This is a genomic window from Streptomyces sp. NPDC002088 (assembly GCF_040296605.1).
Taxonomy (GTDB): Bacteria; Actinomycetota; Actinomycetes; order Streptomycetales; family Streptomycetaceae; genus Streptomyces.
Window position 1 is genome coordinate 42,017 of the sequence record NZ_JBEOXO010000004.1, and the last position, 16,116, is coordinate 58,132.

Below are 16,116 nucleotides of genomic sequence, written 5' to 3' on the forward strand. Positions count from 1 at the left end.
GCGGGGCCGAGCGGCCGAGTGCCCGATATAGTTAAGGAGACTTACTAGACGCGTCAAGTATGCGCGGGGATGCACGAGAATGGTCCGATGCCCGCAAGCGACGCCGTAGAGCAGCAGGAACAGCCCTGGAACCGGCAGCGCCTGCGCAGCACGAACGAGCGGCTGCTCCTCGACCGGTTGCGCGGCCTCGGTGCCGCGTCACGCGCCCAACTGGCCCGTGAGACCGGACTGTCCAAGCCGACCGTGTCCAGCGCGCTCGCCTCGCTGGAGGCCGCCGGACTGGTCCGCGAGGTCGGCACCCACGCCCCCGAGCGCGGCCGTACGGCGGTCCTGTACGCCCCCGACCCGGCCGCCGGGTACGCGCTGGGCGTGGACGTCGGCCGTAGCCGGCTGCGGGTGGCCGTCGCCGACCTGGACGGCACGCTGGTCGCCCGGGCCGACGTGCGCAACCGGGCCCGCGGCTCCGGCGCTCTGGCGGACCTGATCGTCTCCGCCGCCCGCCAGGTGGTGGCCAACTCCGGCGTGGATCCGGCCGAGGTGGTGCACGGGGTGGTGGGCACGCCCGGGGTGTACGACGAGAAGCAGCGCCGGGTGCGGTACGCGATGCATCTGCCGGGGTGGGGCCGCGCCGGGCTGCTGGACCGGCTGCGGGAGGAGCTGGGCGTCCCGCTGGAGGTGCACAACGACGCCAACCTGGCCGCGCTGGGCGAGTACACGTACGGGGTCGGAGCGGGCAGCCGGCTGTTCGCGTACATCCTGATCGGCACCGGTCTCGGCATGGGGGTCGTCAGCGAGGGGCGGCTGTTCACCGGCGCGCACGGGCTGGCCGGGGAGATCGGGTTCCTGCCCTGGCCGGGGCAGTCCAAGCCGGAGCGGCTGGAGGACGCGGTGTCGGGAGTGGCCGTGGTGGAGGCGGCGCGCGGGTTCGGGATGAGCGGGCAGCTCACCGCGAAGGCGGTGTTCGACGCGGCGCGGCACGGCAACCCGGCCGCGCGCCGGGCGGTGCAGCTCGAGGGCGAGCGGATCGCCCACACGGTGGCGGCGGCCGCCGCCGTGCTCGACCCCGACCTGGTGGTGCTCGGCGGGGGTGTCGGCCACAGCGTGGACCTGCTGCTGGGACCGGTCCGGGAGCACCTGCGCACGCTCACGCCACTGCGGCCGAAGATATCCCCGAGCCGACTGGGTGAGGACGCGGTGCTGCTCGGCGCGGTGGCGACGGCGCTGGGGACGGCGCGGGACATGGTGTTCGAGCGCAGATCGTCCGCGCCGTGAGCAATTCACACCCCGGGCCACGGTGATTGACACGACCCACCCCGCGACCTAGCTTGAGCCGAGTTAGTAAAGTTTCCTAACTTTACGTGGCTGGAGACCGCCGTGTTCCCTCGCCCCGCCGCCCGCCGCCGCCTCGCCACGTCCGCCCTGGCCCTGGGTCTGGGCCTGCTCTGCTGCTCGCTCAACACGGGCGCGTGGGCCGAGGCCCGGCATCCGGCGCCGCCGCACGGGCAGGTCCGGACCGCCCGTGTCCCCGCCACTGCGGGCACCACCACCCCGCTCTCCGGCTTCGCGATCCAGTCGACGGCGAAGGTGAGCGACGCACCGTCGGCCATCTCCTCCCCCGGCTATCCGGTGACCGGCTGGTACCCGGCCGGGCCCCGCTCCACCGTCCTCGCGGCCCTGCTCGCCGACGGCGTCTACGCCGACCCGTTCTACTCCACCAACCAGCAGAAGATCCCGAAGGCCGACTTCCAGGTCCCCTGGTGGTACCGCTCCGACTTCACGGTCACCGACCCCGGACAGCGCACCTACCTCGACTTCAGCGGGGTGACGTCGGCGGCGGACGTGTACGTCAACGGCAAGCAGGTGGCCGGGACCGCGGACGTCACCGGCACCTACACCCACCACGAGCTGGACGTCACCTCCCTCGTCAGAGCGGGCACGAACACCGTCGCCTTCCGCATCCAGCCCAACCAGCCGAACAAGAACCTCACCATGGGCTGGCTCGACTGGCTCCAGCCGCCGCCCGACCAGAACATGGGCATCGTGCGCGACGTCCTCGTCCGCCACGGCGGCCCGGTCGCGCTGCGCGACGCGCACGTGGTGACGAGGCTGGACGTACCGTCGCTGGCATCGGCGGACCTGACGGTCAAGGCGCAGGCCCGCAACGACTCCGACGCGGCCGTCATGGCCGAGATCGCCGGAAGCATCGGCGGAACGTCCTTCACCAGGACCGTCGCGCTCGCCGCCCATGAGACGAAGACCGTGATCTTCACCCCCGCCGACGTCCCCGGCCTGCACCTGACGTCCCCGGAGGTGTGGTGGCCGGCGGGCATGGGCGGACAGCCCCTGTACGGCCTGGCCCTGACCGCGTCCGTCGCGGGCACGGTGTCGGACACCGCGCACGAGAGTTTCGGCATCCGCGACGTCCAGGCGCCGCTGAACTCCGACGGCTCCCGCCAGTACCGGATCAACGGCCGCAGGCTGCTGGTCAAGGGCGGCGGCTGGTCACCGGACGAGTTCCTGCGCTGGGACGGCACCTACGTCGAGGACCGGCTGAAGTACGCCGTCGACCTCGGCCTCAACACCATCCGGCTGGAAGGCCACATCGAGCCGGACGAGTTCTTCGACCTCGCCGACTGGTACGGCATCCTCACCCTGCCGGGCTGGGAGTGCTGCGACAAGTGGGAGGGCCAGGTCAACCCGAGCGAGTCCGGCGAGAAGTGGACGTCCGCCGACTATCGCGTCGCCAAGGCCTCGATGGCCGCCGAGGCCGCCCGGCTGCGCGACCACCCCAGCGTGCTCTCCTTCCTGATCGGCAGCGACGCCGCCCCCGACGCCACGATCGAGAAGAACTACCTGGACGCCCTGACGGCCGCCGACTGGCCGACCCCCGTGGTCCCGGCCGCCTCCGACAAATCCTCACCCCGGTCGGGGAGATCCGGGATGAAGATGACCGGCCCCTACGACTGGATCCCCCCGAACTACTGGTACACCAAGCGGGAGGGCGGAGCCACCGGCTTCAACTCCGAGACCAGCGCGGGCCCGGACATCCCCACCCTCGACACCCTGCGCCGGATGATGACACCCGCCGAGCTGGACACCCTCTGGAAGAACCCGGACGCCAAGCAGTACCACCGCTCCCCGTCCCCCACCTTCGGCACGCTCAAGCTCTACGACAACGCCCTCACCGGCCGCTACGGCGCCCCGACGAGCCTCACCGACTACGTGCGCAAGGCACAGCTCGCCCAGTACGAGGCCGTCCGCGCCCAGTTCGAGGCATACGGGCGCAACGCCACCGACTCCTCGAAGCCGTCCACCGGAGTGATCCACTGGATGTTCAACAGCGGCTGGACGTCCCTGCACTGGCAGCTGATGGACCGCTACCTCGACCAGGGCGGCGCCTACTTCGGGGCGAAAAAGGCGAACGAGCCACTGCACGTCCAGTACTCGTACGACGACCGCTCGGTCGTCGTGGTCGACAACCGGCACGCCTCCGCCACCGGACTCACCGTGCGAGCCACACTGTTCAACCCCGACGGCACACAGAAGTACGACAAGACGGTGACCGGGGTGACGGTGAGCGGAGACGGCGCGCACAGCACCGCACTGGCGCTGCCGTCGTCGGTGAGCGGGCTGTCGACGACGTACCTGGCCCGTCTGACGCTGACCGACTCGGCCGGCAAGGAGGTGAGCCGGAACGTGTACTGGCTCTCCACCGAGCCGGACACCCTCGACTGGGACCACACCGACTGGTACTACACGCCGACGACAAACTACGCGGACCTGAAGGGACTGGCCTCGATGGCGCAGGCGCCGGTGTCGGCCACAGCGTCGACGCAGTCCTCGGGCGACACGTCGACCACGACGGTGACCGTGCGCGCCACGGGGAGCACGAAGACGCCGTCGCTGCTGACGGACGTCCATCTCCTCGACTCGACGGGGAAGCCGGTCCTGCCGGTGCAGTGGTCGGACAACGCCGTCAGTCTCTGGCCCGGCGAGTCGGTGACGCTGACCGCCACCTACCGGACGGCCGACCTCCACGGCTCCGCGCCGCGGGTGCGGATCTCCGGCTGGAACACGCCGGAACGGACCGTCCCGGCGGCGTGACCAGGTGGGGCCCGGCACTGGGCCGGGCCCCGGGGTGTCAGCTCACGCCGAGTGCCGTGTCGTCGACGACGAACGACGTCTGCAGGGTGGAGCCCTCGGTGCCGGTGAACTTGAGCGTGACGGTCTGGCCGGCGTAGCTCGCCAGGCTGAAGCTGCGCTGGGTGTAGCCGCTGGCGGCGTTGAGGTTGGAGTAGGTCGCCAGGGTGCTCAGGACGGTCCCGGAGCTGTTGAGCACCTGGACCTTGAGCGTGTCATACGCCGTGCTGGTGCTCGTCTCCGCCGTGTCGATGTGCAGGTAGAAGCTCAGGGCGGCGGTGGTGCAGGCGGACGGGATGGTCACCGACTGCGAGAGCGTGTCGGTGGTGGCGGTGCCGTAGCCGTCCAGCCAGGCGTAGTACGAGCCCGTACGGGGCGACTGGCTGCTGGAGTTGGTGATGACGCCGCTGCTGGCGCTCCAGGTGGTGCTGCCCGACTCGAAGCCGCTGTTGCCCAGGAGCTGGGCGGCGGTGCACGTGCCCGAGCCGCCGTCGTCTCCGCCGCCGCTGCTGCTCCCGCCGGCGAGCCACTCGGTGGCGTTGAGGGCGAGGGGAGCGTTGGTGGCGCCGGTGTCGTTCCAGCCGTCGTACAGGGTGTTGCCGGACTGGCCGGTGCCGTCGTCGATGGGCGAGCTGTCGCCCCAGAATGCGACACGGCCGCTGCCGAAGGTGCTGGTGGCGAAGAAGGCGCCGGTGTTGCCGGAGTAGCCGCTGCGGTAGAGCAGGCCCTTGACGCTGGAGTTGTCGGCGGGCTTGAGGGTGGCGGTGGTGCCGCTGGCGATGAGGCTCTTGGTGACGGTGCCGAAGGAGCCGTGCAGCACGGGGTCGGTGCTGTCGCTGATGGCGGCCGGGTAGCCGGAGCTGATGCTGAGGGAGTCGATCGAGAAGCCGAACGGGTCAGTGGAGTCGACGCTGTTGTTCGTCATCAGGTCGTTGAGGATCTCGACCGCGTCCTCGCCGTCGCTGTTGCGGTCGGCACCCGTGTGGTCGGAGATCATGAACAGGCCGCCGCCGTTCTTGACGAAGTTCATGATCGCGGTCTTTTCGGCGGTGGTGAAGAGGGTGTTCGGCTCCGGCAGGACCAGCGTGTCGAAGTTCGACAGGTCGGTCGTCGTGGAGCCGCCGTAAGTGAGGGCGCTGGTGGCGGTCTTGAGGCTGTAGTCGCCGGTCTTCTGCAGGGCGACACCCCACGACGAGAGCGCGCCGGTCCAGTCCGTCTCCGAGGACGGGGAGGAGTCCTGGGAGAGCGGGTCGGGCTTGCTGGTGGAGATGATCCAGTCGGCGTTGCCGGCCTCCTCGGCGTGGCCGTCGTCGAACAGGATGCGGTGGGGGGTGGCCGCGTGAGCCGGCGCGGCGCCGGTCGAGACCTGAAGGGCGGCTCCGGTGACGAGCAGCCCGAGGCCGGCCAGGCCGGTGATGAGTCTTCTGCGGCGGGACCTGCTGGATCCGAGCATCCGTCAAACCTCCGTGAGGGTGGGGAAATTGCGGGTGCGGGCGCCAAGTCTTCGCGCGTAGACCGAAGGTGGGGGGTCTACACGCGTGGAACGATTGAAAGGTACATGGCATCAGTGCGCAAGGACCATCAAGCGCGGGCAATAACCGGAAGGGACTGCCCCAGCCTCGAGTGGGCAGATGCAGTACAGCGAGGGTCCGACAAAGAGGGGCGGAAATGGAGATCTCGAGCATCTTCAGTGCCATCGTCATCGGCATCATCATCGGTGTGCTGGGACGGCTCGTCGTCCCGGGGCGCCAGCGCATCGGCATCCTGTGGACGATCGCCGTCGGCATACTGGCCGCGTTCGTCGGGTCGGCGATCGCCGCCGCGTTCGACGTGGCCGACACCAAGGGCATCGACTGGATCGAGTGGCTCATCCAGATCGGCCTCGCCGCGCTGGGCGTGGCCGCGCTGGACCGGTCCCGGGCACGACGGTAAGGCTGGCGCCAGGCTTTCGGGGCTTAGGTTCAAAAGGGGCGGGCGGCGGCTCTTGGAAAGTACGAAGGCGCACCCCTGGCGCCAGGGGCCGCTGCCTGGCGGGCTGCCGTAAATCCCGTTGCGGGGCGGTGCCCCGGTGCGGTTGGCTGCTGCGGCTCGCCATCCACCGACCCAACGAACCGTGACGGAGTCACCTTGTCCCTGCGCATCACCCCGCTCGTGGACCCCGAGCCCGGCCCGTCCAGCCGCCGTCTGGTCTGGCTGGCCTCCGGCGTCGACGGAGGGCCGGTCGGGTCCGCGTTCCTGCGGCTGTTCACCCGGGAGGGTCAGGAGCACCTCGCCGAGCTGGAACTCGCGGTGCACGGTGCGGAGCGTCGGCAGGGCGTCGGCACCCGACTGCTGGACGCCGCCCTGGCCGCGGCGCGGACGGAAGGCCGGCGATCGGTGGTCGCCCAGGCCGAACAGGGCTCCCCCGCCGACCTGTTCCTGGCAGCGCGGGGCTTCCGGCCGGTGCTGTCCCTGACGTACGCCCGGCTACCGCTGGCGGACGCCGACCTCACCGCCCTCGACGAACTCGCCGACCGCGCCCACCCGGGCTACCGGCTGACGGAGTGGGAGGGCACCGTGCCGACCGAACTGGCGCGGACGTACGCCGACTCGCGGCGCGCCATGGACGACATGCCGATGGAGGACACCGACTACGGCACGGTCGTATGGGACGTGGAACGCGTGGTCGCGGTCGCCGAGGCGGTCGCACGGCGCGGCGACCTGCTGCACACCGTCGCCGCGGTGGACGCGGCGGACGGCTCCGTCGTCGGCTTCTCCGAACTGGTCGTGCCGGGCGATGGCCGGGGCGACGGACAGCACTACGGTACGGCGGTGCTCCCGGAACACCGCGGCCACGGCCTCGGCCGCTGGATGAAGGCGGCGTCGATCCGCCGGGCGCGCGAGCGGCACCCGGAGCTGGGCGGGCTGCTCACCGACACGGCGGACAGCAACGCACCCATGCTCGCGGTCAACGACGCCCTCGGTTACGTCCCCACGCACAGGTCGGTGGAGTACCAGCACGACCTGTGACCCGGCGCGGCGCCGCCCTCACCCGGCGGACGTGCCGAAGCACGGCCCGGGTGACGTCACGTCAGGCCGAACCTGTCCGCCGAGGCGTCGACCTGGGCCGTGAACACCTACGCGTACGGCGCTGTCGTGCCCGGTGTGACGGAGAGCGGGCGCCAGGACCGGCCTGCTGCGGCCGCGGCGGCCGGCGCGCTACGGCACGTACACGTACGGCGTCGTCGTGCTCAGTGCGGTGAAGCCGAGACGTTCCAGGATGGGGCGGCTGTCGGCGGAGGCGTCGACCTGGAGGTAGCGGTAGCCGCGGTCGGCGGCGACGCGGGCGCGGTGGGCGACCAGGGCGCGGTAGATGCCCCGGCCGCGCCAGGCTTCGACGGTGCCGCCACCCCACAGTCCGGCGAACGGCGTGCCGGGGACCAGTTCCATGCGGGCCGAGCTCACGGGCTCATGGCCGGCGACGGCGACCATGGCGACGATCGTGTCGGGGGCGGCGGCGAGCCGGGCGAGCATCCGGTGGCGCAGCCGGGTGCTGTCCCTGCCGAAGGCCTTCTCATGTGCCTCGGCCATCAGGTCGACACCCGCGGCGTCGGTGACAGGCAGGATGCGGATTCCGGCCGGCGGCTCGGCGTCGAGGGTCAGACTCGCCACCTCGGCGATGACCAGCGTCTCCTGGGGCTCGGGGGTGAACCCGGCCGCCCCGAGCCGCCGCCCGAGGTCGGTCGGCAGGTCGTGCCCGTAGACCTTCCACTCGAACTCCCGGCCGAGCCGCGTGAAGTACTCGATCTGCTCGGCGATCGCCGCGTCGGCGCCGACCGCGTCCAGCGCTGACCACAGAACCCCGTTCCAGCCCTGTGCGGAGGCGACCTGGCGGACCACGTCGCCGACGCGTTCGATGCGGGCATCGGGGCCGTCGGGGCGGGCGCCTTCGCGCATGGCCCGGTCGTAGTGGGCGAGTACCGCCGCATGATTCATCTGATTCATGCACTCACCCCAGCATCGAGGCCCGGCCGGCTCAACGGATTTACAGCTGGTCGGCGTCCGGCCGCACCGCCGCGAGATATGCGCTCAGCCGGTCGCGGTAGCCGGCCAGGCAGTCGATGCGCGCCTGGACGCGGCCGACGTGGCCCCTCACGAGAGCGGCCGTCTCGGGGGCAGACAGGCGGACGGCAGGAGGATCTCGTGTACCTGACATCGCCGCAGCAACTGGCGGCCCGGGTGTGCGAATCAATACGGGGACGCCTGACGGAGGGCCCCACAGGGGAGGCCCTCCGTCGGACCGGAAGCGCTGGGCTGGTCCGGTCAGTACTCCGCACGCGGCCGGAAGCGCCGGTAGAGGGCTGCTCCGCCCAGGACCAGGGCGGCGCCGCCGGCGAGGGCCGGGAGGGTCTGGTCCGCTCCCGTGTGGGCGAGGGAGGAGACGGGCTCGCCCAGGTCGTGCGGTGCGGGCTGCGGCTCCTGGTGCGCCTTCGGCGGGACCGACTTCACCGGGGCCGCCGGGCTCGCGGGGGTGGCGGGGGGGTCGTCGGAGGTGTTCGTGGATTCGTTGCCCACGGTCGCGTTGCCGGCGCCGACCCCGGTCACAGTGTTGCCGCTGACGTTCACCGGGAGGTGGACGGGGAGCTGCACGACGTTGCCGGAGACGACGCCGGGCGAGTTCGCCGTCGTGCCCTGCGCCGCCGCCCCGCCACGTGCGGGTGCCCCGCCAGGTGCGGATGTCTCCGCCTCGGCGGAGTCCTCGTTGGCGCAGATGTTGCCCGCGGCCCGGTTCAGCAGCCCCGCCACGTTCACAGTGTTCCCGCACACGTTCACCGGAATGTGCACCGGAACCTGGATGGTGTTGCCGGAGATCACACCGGGCGAGCCGGCCGCGGAACCGTCCGCCGCGGAACCGGCGTACGCGGGGATCGTGACTGCCATCGCGCCGGAGGCGGCGGCTACGGCGATCACACCGTTTCGGGTAGCCCGTCTCATAGGTTCTCTGCCTTCCAGACATGGTCGCGGGCGCTCGCCCGCACCGGGTAGAACGCAGGTCGAACCATCGAAGTTATGGCTTACCGGCCTTTCACCCCATTGAGCGGCACAGCTGTCGAACAGGCAGCAATACCGTCGTATCGGTACCAACGGTGCCGGAGCGAGGTTCAGCGGGACCGCCGGGCGGCGAGGAGCGCCACGTCGTCCTCGTGCACGCCGAACGGTGTCGCGGTCGACCGGCACGGTGATCGACTCGTAGTCGCCGCTGGTGCGCGTTCTCCAGGTCGTCCAGGTAGCGGCGCAGATTGCTGACCTCCACACCGATCCCGCACACGCCGACGACCCGTCCGTCCGTCTCCAGCCGGTGGAAGACCACGCGCCACAGCCTGCGTCCCAGGCCCGAGGGGGACCCGGGTGGTTCCGGTCAGGGTCACTTCGCGGGACTGCCCGTCCGCGATCACCCGGAGCAGTACGTCGTCGGGGCTGTGCACGTCCGGCAGCACCTCGCCGACCGTCCGGCCGAGGAACGCGGTGGCCGGCACGCCGCTGCCCCGGCCCCAGGCCGGATTGACGTAGAGGTAGCGCAGGCGCTCGTCGGGGATGACGACAGAGGCCGGCGTTCAGCGCTCACGCGTCTTGCCTCGCTGTCGTGACCTGGTCACCCCCTCACCCATCGTGAAGTGAAGGTCCGGATGCCGCATCTCGGCCCGGGAAGGGCGCCGACGTCCTACCGCCCGACGCCGCCGCCCCGGCCCCGCTCGCCCGGAGGCGGGGCTTCTTGAGCCCGCCTATCGTGAGCGGGAGCGCCCGGTCCGCTGTGGGGCGCCCTGGAGGCATCGATGCCGGCAAAGCTGTCAGCGCGGCCCGCGATACGGCGCTGCGCGCTCGTCGGAGCCGTCGGGCTGGCCCTGGTCGGCGCGGGACTGCCTGCGGCGACCGCGCCGAGCCGGGACGGCGGCGAGCCCGATCTGTCCCGGTTCTACCGCCAGCAGGTCACCTGGTCGGCGTGCCAGGGCGACGGCATGCCCGAGGACCTGCAGTGCGGCAAGGTCACGGTTCCCCTCGACTACGCGAGGCCCGGTTCCGGCACCCTCGACCTGGCCCTGGCCCGCTACCGGGCGACGGGTGAGTCGCGGGGCTCGGTGCTGCTCAACTTCGGCGGTCCGGGCGGCTCCGGGGTCAGCGGACTGGCCGTCGGCAGCAAGGACTTCATGGGTCTGACCAACGGCTACGACGTGGTTTCCTTCGACCCCCGCGGAGTCGGCCGGTCCTCTCCCGTCAGCTGCGGCGAGAGCCAGGACGTGGCATGGACGGCCACCGGGGAGAGCCCGGACGGCCTTGCCGATCCGCAGGCCGTACTCAGGCAGCTGAAGAAGGCTGCGGACGCGTGCGCCCGGCACGCCGGGCCTGTGCTGCCGTACATAGGCACGGTGAACGTTTCGCGGGACATGGACGTCATACGCCAGGCGCTCGGCGACAAGAAGCTCAACTACCTCGGGTTCTCCTACGGGACGCGGCTCGGCGCGGTGTACGCGGCCCAGTTCCCGGACCGGGTGGGCCGGATGGCGCTCGACGGGGTGGACACGCTGACCGAGCCGCTGGCCGAGCAGGCGATGGCCGTTGCCGCGGGCCAGCAGGTCGCGCTGGAGGACTTCATCGACTGGTGCGTGAAAGATGTCGCCTGCCCGTTCGGGCAGGATGCGCGCAAGGCCAGGGAGCAGGTCGTACAGATCGTCCACTCGCTCGACGAGGACCCGGTACCGACGGCCTTCGGCGACCAGTTCTCCGGCCAGGACCTCGTGGGCGCGATCAGTCAGGCGCTCTACAGCAAGGAGTTCTGGCCCTTGCTGGAGCGGGCCCTGGTCCAACTGGTCAACGACGGCGACACGAGCGCGATCATGGGGTTCGTCTCCGGCGGATACGCGCTCCCGATCCGGCAGGAGACCGGAAAGCCCCCGATCCGGCAGGAGAACGTGAAGCCGCACTCCGGGCACAAGGCCGGCGGCCTCGTCGACCCGGACGACGTTCCCCTCGACAACCTTCCGGCGGCACTGATGGCGATCAACTGCGCGGACGACCCCGATCGCCCCGCCGCCGCGCAGGTCACCAAGGACCTCGACCGGCTGCGCACCGAGTACGACCAGGCGTCCGCGGTGTTCGGCGAGTACCGGCTCACCCAGGTGCTGATGTGCTACGGCCGCCCCAAGGGCACCGACTACATCCGCGACCACGTCAAGAACGTCCACACGCCGAAGATGCTCCTCGTCGGCACCCGCGGTGACCCAGCGACGCCGTACCGCTGGACCCTGGAGACGGCGAAGCGGCTCGGCCCGTCGGCCGTGGTGCTCGACAACAGGGACGACGGCCACACCGGGTACGCGTCCTCGAAGTGCGTGCATGGCAAGGTCGACGCGTTCCTGCTGTACGGCTCCCTGCCGGCGAGCGGCAGCTCCTGCGGCCCCGAGGGCGACGACTGAGCGTGCCCGTCCACCCGTACATGCCCGTGACCAGGGGGAAGTCTGCGCGGTCGACCGGATCCCCACGGTCGTCTTCGGGAACCTGGTCCGGGCCCCTCAGGCTGCGCGGCCGGTCACGAACCGGTCGATCGCCGCGGTGAGTTCGGCCGGCTTCTCCACCGGGAGTTCGTGGCCGGCGTCGATGATCCGGACCTCCGCGTCCGGGTACCCCTTGGCCATCCGGAGCATCTGCTGCACCGGCAGCTGGATGTCGTAGTAACCGTGGATCAGCAGGGTGGGCGTGTGGATCTCGCCGACCCGGTCCAGGACGTCGAAGGCCCGCATGGCGCCGTACAGCGTCATCACGACCTCCCGCGGGGTGTCCGCGGAGGACCGCACGTACTCCCGGATCTCCTCGCGCGGGTAGCCGGGGGCGAACGCCCGCTGGATGTTGGTGGCGACGAACAGCTTGAAGGGGACGAGGGTCGAGGCCGCCATCAGCAGGCCTCGCCCCCGGCTGTACGTCATCCGGCTGATGGAGCTGACCAGCACCATGCGCTCCACCCGCTCCGGGTGGGCAAGGGTGATGGTCTGGGAGACCATCCCGCCCATGGAGTGACCGACCAGCACGAACCGTTCGACCTTCAGGTGGTCGATGAGGGCGAGGACGTCCTTCGCCAGCTCCTCGATCGTCCGCACGCCCGCCCCGCCGCTGTCGCCGTGCCCGCGCAGGTCGAGCCGGATCACCCGGCGCTGCTCGGCGAAGTGCGCCACCTGGTGGTCCCAGCGGTGCCGGTTGGCGGTCCAGCCGTGGATGAACACCAGGGGCACGCCGGCACCGTCGCGCGGACCCTCGTCGTCGTACGTCAGGGCTGCGCCGTCGACTTCGAGCTGCGGCATGGGGGGCCTCCTGGAGTGCGGTCCGGCCGGTCCGGTTACTGTCCGGTACGGTAACCGGCCACCCCGGCAGCCGTCACCGCCGTTCGCCGAGGAATTCGAGGATGTGCCCGAACACGTCGAGGGCGGCGCCCCGGCCCAGGAACGTGTCCAGGTGTCCGTAGCCGGGGATCTCGGTGTACGTCACGCCCAACTGCGGCTGCCGGCGGGCGAGTACGTCGCGGCACAGCTTCTGCGAGTCCAGCCACAGTCCGTTCTCGCTGCCCGCGAGCAGCAGGACCGGGGTGTCGATGCGGCCGGCCGCGTCCAGCGCGTTGGGCGGCAGGGCCCGGTAGCGGTGGTCGGTGTCGTGCCAGCGGACCACGGTGCGGGCCAGCTCGATCCGGCGCAGGTGGGGCAGGATCCACAGCGGGGCGGGGCCGAGCAGCTCCGCGAGCCGGTCGTGGGTGGCGTCGGACAGGTTCTCGTGCACGAAGAGGGACGCGCCCGTGCCCCACGCCGAGTTGTGCAGGATCTGGCAGGTCGGGTCGGGGCAGCTGGCTCCGCGGGAGGCCAGCGCGAACAGCGGGGTGTACTTCGACCACAGGCCGACCTTGCGGAAGTCGACCGGGATGTGGTCGATCCGGGTCTTCAGCAGCTCCCCGGCCACCGTCATCCGCAGCGAGGTACGGCCCGCGAGCTTCGGCGTCAGGAAGACCCCCTGGGACACCACACCCGCCAGGCCCGGCACCAGGCCCGCCGTCATGCTCAGCGACAGGGTGAGCGAACCGATGCAGTGGGCGACCGCGAACAGCGGACGGTCACCGATGCGGGATCGGATGCAGGAGACGGCCTCGGGGATGTCGTACAGGGCGACGTCGTCGTAGGTGTACCGCTGTCCGGTCTCGTTGTACGGCAGCCGGCAACTGCCCCGCCAGTCCAGCAGCCACGGCTCGTAGCCCTCGTCGACCAGGACGTCGACCAGGTTGCGGGTCTCGGGCTGCAGGAACATGTCGGCGGACGCGGTGTGCCCGTGCAGGAGCAGTACGGCGGGCCGGCCGGTGTCTCCGGTCTCGACGCGGGTCAGACCGAGGCGGACGCCGTCGGACGCCCGGAACGGGATCTCCTCGACGGCCGCCGGGTCGAGGCGGTGGCGCAGGGGGCGCAGGGCGGTGGTGGTGCGGACCCGGCGGAGCGCCGGCCTGGTGGTGGTGGTGGTGCTGGTCCTGAAGATCATCGGCGGTGCTCCGTGGGGGTGGGGGTGCGGCGCAGGTCGAGCAGGTCCGCGGCGGCCCGGGCGAACGGGCCGAGCAGTCCGCGGCCCATCTCCAGGCCGAACCAGGCGAGCCAGGTCAGCTTGGCGGCCCGCTTCTCCTGACCGGTCAGGTGCGGGGCGACCTTGATGCCGTCGATCTGGTCGCGGACGTAGGAGTCGGCGGGGACGACGACCTCGCCGGCCAGTGTGGCCGGTTCGCCCTCGCGGCCGATCCCGACCGTCAGCGCGCGGGTCTGCCGCCACAGGTCGCGGCGGGCGCGGGCGTACTTGTGGCCCTCCAGCCACCACAGTCCACCGTCGGCGTCACGCAACCGCAGCCGGTAGCGCAGGAGTTGGTGACGCAGGCCGTGCTGCTCCGGGATTCCCTCCTCGGGGCGGACCCAGACGTCACCGCGCTCCACGCTCAGCGGTTCGGGGTGTACGGCCGGGCAGCGCACTTCGCCGGTGACGTCCACCCGGCGCTCCTTCACCAGCTGGTACATGCTCGCAATGGAGAGGGTGAGCGCCATCGAGCAGGGGGTTTCGGTGTCGCCGCCGCCGTCGACCGGGTGGACGCTGCCCTCGGTGGTCTCGGCGAACCACAGGTAGGGCTGGTCGTCCTTGTGCGGGAGGCGGGCCAGGCCGTCGTCGGCGAGGCTCTCGAAGGTCTTCATCTGTGCCTGGGCGTCGTAGCGGGCCGCGGGCGGCAGGCCGAGCGCCTCGACGAGCGCGGCGGTGCGGTCGTCGCCGGCGGCCGGGCCCTTCAGGGTCGCCTCGCACAGCTTGAGGGCGGTGGGGCTCTGCAACACCCGGTTCAGGAAGCCGAGTTCGGGTATCGGGTCGGTCTCGAGACGGACCAGGGCGTCGGCGCGCCACTCGTCCCAGTCCTGCACGCGCACGTGCATGCCGCCGAACGCCATGTCCCGCACGACGTCGTCGAGGGTGTTGGGCACACCGGTGAGGTTGTAGTCGAAACCCCAGGCGTCCGGCTCGCAGACGACGGCGACCGCGACGCGACTGACCCAGTCCACCGGGGCCGCGTTGAGGTAGCGGAAGGCGGGCACGGTGCGGAAGCGGCCGAAGGCCGAGATCAGGCCGCTGCTGAGGTCCTGCGGGTTGTACGCGCCGGTCCTGGTGTGGCCGCCGATGCCGCCGGGACGCAGGGCGGAGACCACCAGGCCGTGGTCGCGGGCGCGACGCAGCGCGACCTCGGCGGCCCACTTGGACTGGTCGTAGCCGGCAATGAGGCGGTCGGCGTGGGCGAGCGGGTCGTCCTCGCCCATGGATGTGATGCCGACCTCGTTGAAGACGGCGATGGAGGAGATGTGGTGCAGCGGCTTGGGCCGGCCGGTCGCGGCGAGTTCGGCCAGGGTCAGTGCGCCGAGCACGTTGCTGCCACGCAGAGACTGGTAACCGCGCAGGAAGTCCACGGCCGCCGCCACGCCGACGATGCTGTCCAGTTCGTGGGCGAGGGTGTGCCACAGCTCCTCGGACAGGCCCAGGCGCGGGCGCCGGATGTCGCCGGGCAGCACGGTGACCCGGCGACGGACCTCCGCCGACCAGGGCAGCCGGTAGCTCCGCAGCTGCTCGCCGAGCCGGGCGACGGCCGCCTCCTCGTCGACCGCGCGGACCAGGCAGTAGACGTGGGCGTCGCTGTGCCGCAGCAGGTCCAGGAGCATGTGGCTGCCGAGGAAGCCGGTGGCGCCGGTCAGCAGGATCCGGCGGGGCGGCAGCGGCTCGGGCACGTCGGTGAACGGCAGCCGGTCGGCGAGGGCGAGGTCGGCCAGGATCTGGTCGAGGTCCTCGCGACAGGCCCGGGTGTGCGGGGCGTCGGGGGTGGCCGTGGGGGCCGGGGTGGTGCGCGGGGCCGGGATGGGGAGGGTGCGGGGGGCGGGGAGCGGGAGGAGGCTCGGCGGCGCCGCGGCCACCTGAGCCCTGGGGACCGCGGGGGCGGCCAGAGCCGCGAGCGTCGTGGGAAGCGTCGTCGTCCCGCCCGCCGCCGCCCAGCGCCTGGCGAGGCTGACAGGCCGGGCGTCGGCGAACACGTCGTCGAGGTCGAGCTCCATGCCCAGGTCGCGCTCCAGCTCCGCGACGAGTTCCACGGCGTGGACGGAGGTACCCCCGGCGTCGAAGAAGTCGGCGTCCGGCGACAGACGGCCCTCGGGCAGGTAGCGGCCGGCCGCGGCGGCGATGGCGGCCGCCAGGCCGTCCACGTCCGGGCCCGGAGCCGAAACCAGGACCGGTGCCGGAACCGAAGCCGGAACCGGAACCGGCACCGGCACCGTCTGCGGCTGTGCCGTCGTGGTGCCGGCCGTCACCCGGGCCAGCAGTTCGGTCACGCTGAGCCCGCCGCCGCCCCGCTCGATCGACTCGGCGACCGACCGCCGCCCGGCGTCCTCGTTCACGTCACGCATG

Annotated in this window: 11 protein-coding genes and 1 pseudogene; 5 read left to right on the forward strand and 7 right to left on the reverse strand. The window is 71.6% G+C overall.

Annotated elements, in window-relative coordinates; genetic code table 11:
- Positions 1-87 precede the first annotated feature (87 nt).
- A complete protein-coding gene (locus ABT114_RS10165) occupies positions 88-1,272 on the forward strand; it encodes an ROK family transcriptional regulator (protein WP_351140657.1) in 1,185 nt (394 codons plus the stop codon).
- A 102-nt stretch (positions 1,273-1,374) separates the two neighbouring features.
- Positions 1,375-4,104 carry a glycoside hydrolase family 2 protein gene (locus ABT114_RS10170; RefSeq protein ID WP_351140659.1) on the forward strand — a complete coding sequence of 910 codons (2,730 nt, stop codon included), beginning with the start codon at positions 1,375-1,377 and terminating at the stop codon, positions 4,102-4,104.
- A gap of 37 nt (positions 4,105-4,141) precedes the next feature.
- On the opposite strand, the gene ABT114_RS10175 is transcribed toward ABT114_RS10170, so the two are convergent.
- Positions 4,142-5,593, reverse strand: a complete 1,452-nt coding sequence (locus ABT114_RS10175; protein WP_351140661.1) for a hydrolase — start codon at positions 5,591-5,593, stop codon at positions 4,142-4,144.
- A 215-nt stretch (positions 5,594-5,808) separates the two neighbouring features.
- Between ABT114_RS10175 and ABT114_RS10180 the strand changes: the two genes are divergently transcribed.
- Both ABT114_RS10180 and ABT114_RS10185 read left to right on the forward strand, forming a co-directional pair.
- Positions 5,809-6,072, forward strand: a complete 264-nt coding sequence (locus ABT114_RS10180) for a GlsB/YeaQ/YmgE family stress response membrane protein (RefSeq protein ID WP_351140663.1) — start codon at positions 5,809-5,811, stop codon at positions 6,070-6,072.
- Positions 6,073-6,267: 195 nt separating this feature from the next.
- Positions 6,268-7,149, forward strand: coding sequence for a GNAT family N-acetyltransferase (locus tag ABT114_RS10185; RefSeq protein ID WP_351140665.1), 882 nt, complete (start codon positions 6,268-6,270; stop codon positions 7,147-7,149).
- A 189-nt stretch (positions 7,150-7,338) separates the two neighbouring features.
- On the opposite strand, the gene ABT114_RS10190 is transcribed toward ABT114_RS10185, so the two are convergent.
- The 3 genes and pseudogenes from ABT114_RS10190 to ABT114_RS10200 all read right to left on the reverse strand — a co-directional run.
- Positions 7,339-8,115, reverse strand: coding sequence for a GNAT family N-acetyltransferase (locus ABT114_RS10190; protein WP_351141356.1), 777 nt, complete (start codon positions 8,113-8,115; stop codon positions 7,339-7,341).
- Positions 8,116-8,442: 327 nt separating this feature from the next.
- Complete coding sequence (locus ABT114_RS10195) at positions 8,443-9,114, reverse strand: chaplin (RefSeq protein WP_351140668.1); 672 nt, start codon at positions 9,112-9,114, stop codon at positions 8,443-8,445.
- 167 nt (positions 9,115-9,281) lie between these two features.
- Positions 9,282-9,719, reverse strand: a pseudogene (locus ABT114_RS10200) (hypothetical protein); the annotation flags it as partial.
- Positions 9,720-9,953: 234 nt separating this feature from the next.
- Here ABT114_RS10200 and ABT114_RS10205 point away from each other — a divergent pair.
- The gene (locus tag ABT114_RS10205; protein WP_351140670.1) at positions 9,954-11,591 is read left to right on the forward strand and encodes an alpha/beta hydrolase; all 1,638 of its coding nucleotides are present in this window, start codon (positions 9,954-9,956) and stop codon (positions 11,589-11,591) included.
- Positions 11,592-11,687: 96 nt separating this feature from the next.
- Here the strand turns inward: ABT114_RS10205 and ABT114_RS10210 are convergent, their stop codons facing one another.
- The 3 genes from ABT114_RS10210 to ABT114_RS10220 form a co-directional block, all read right to left on the reverse strand.
- Positions 11,688-12,470, reverse strand: a complete 783-nt coding sequence (locus ABT114_RS10210) for an alpha/beta fold hydrolase (RefSeq protein WP_351140672.1) — start codon at positions 12,468-12,470, stop codon at positions 11,688-11,690.
- A gap of 73 nt (positions 12,471-12,543) precedes the next feature.
- On the reverse strand, positions 12,544-13,683 hold the full coding sequence (locus ABT114_RS10215) for an alpha/beta hydrolase (protein WP_351140674.1): 1,140 nt from the start codon (positions 13,681-13,683) through the stop codon (positions 12,544-12,546).
- The gene (locus tag ABT114_RS10220; RefSeq protein ID WP_351140676.1) at positions 13,680-16,115 is read right to left on the reverse strand and encodes a thioester reductase domain-containing protein; all 2,436 of its coding nucleotides are present in this window, start codon (positions 16,113-16,115) and stop codon (positions 13,680-13,682) included. The genes ABT114_RS10215 and ABT114_RS10220 overlap by 4 nt, the downstream gene beginning before the upstream one ends.
- Between the last annotated feature and the right edge of the window lies 1 nt (position 16,116).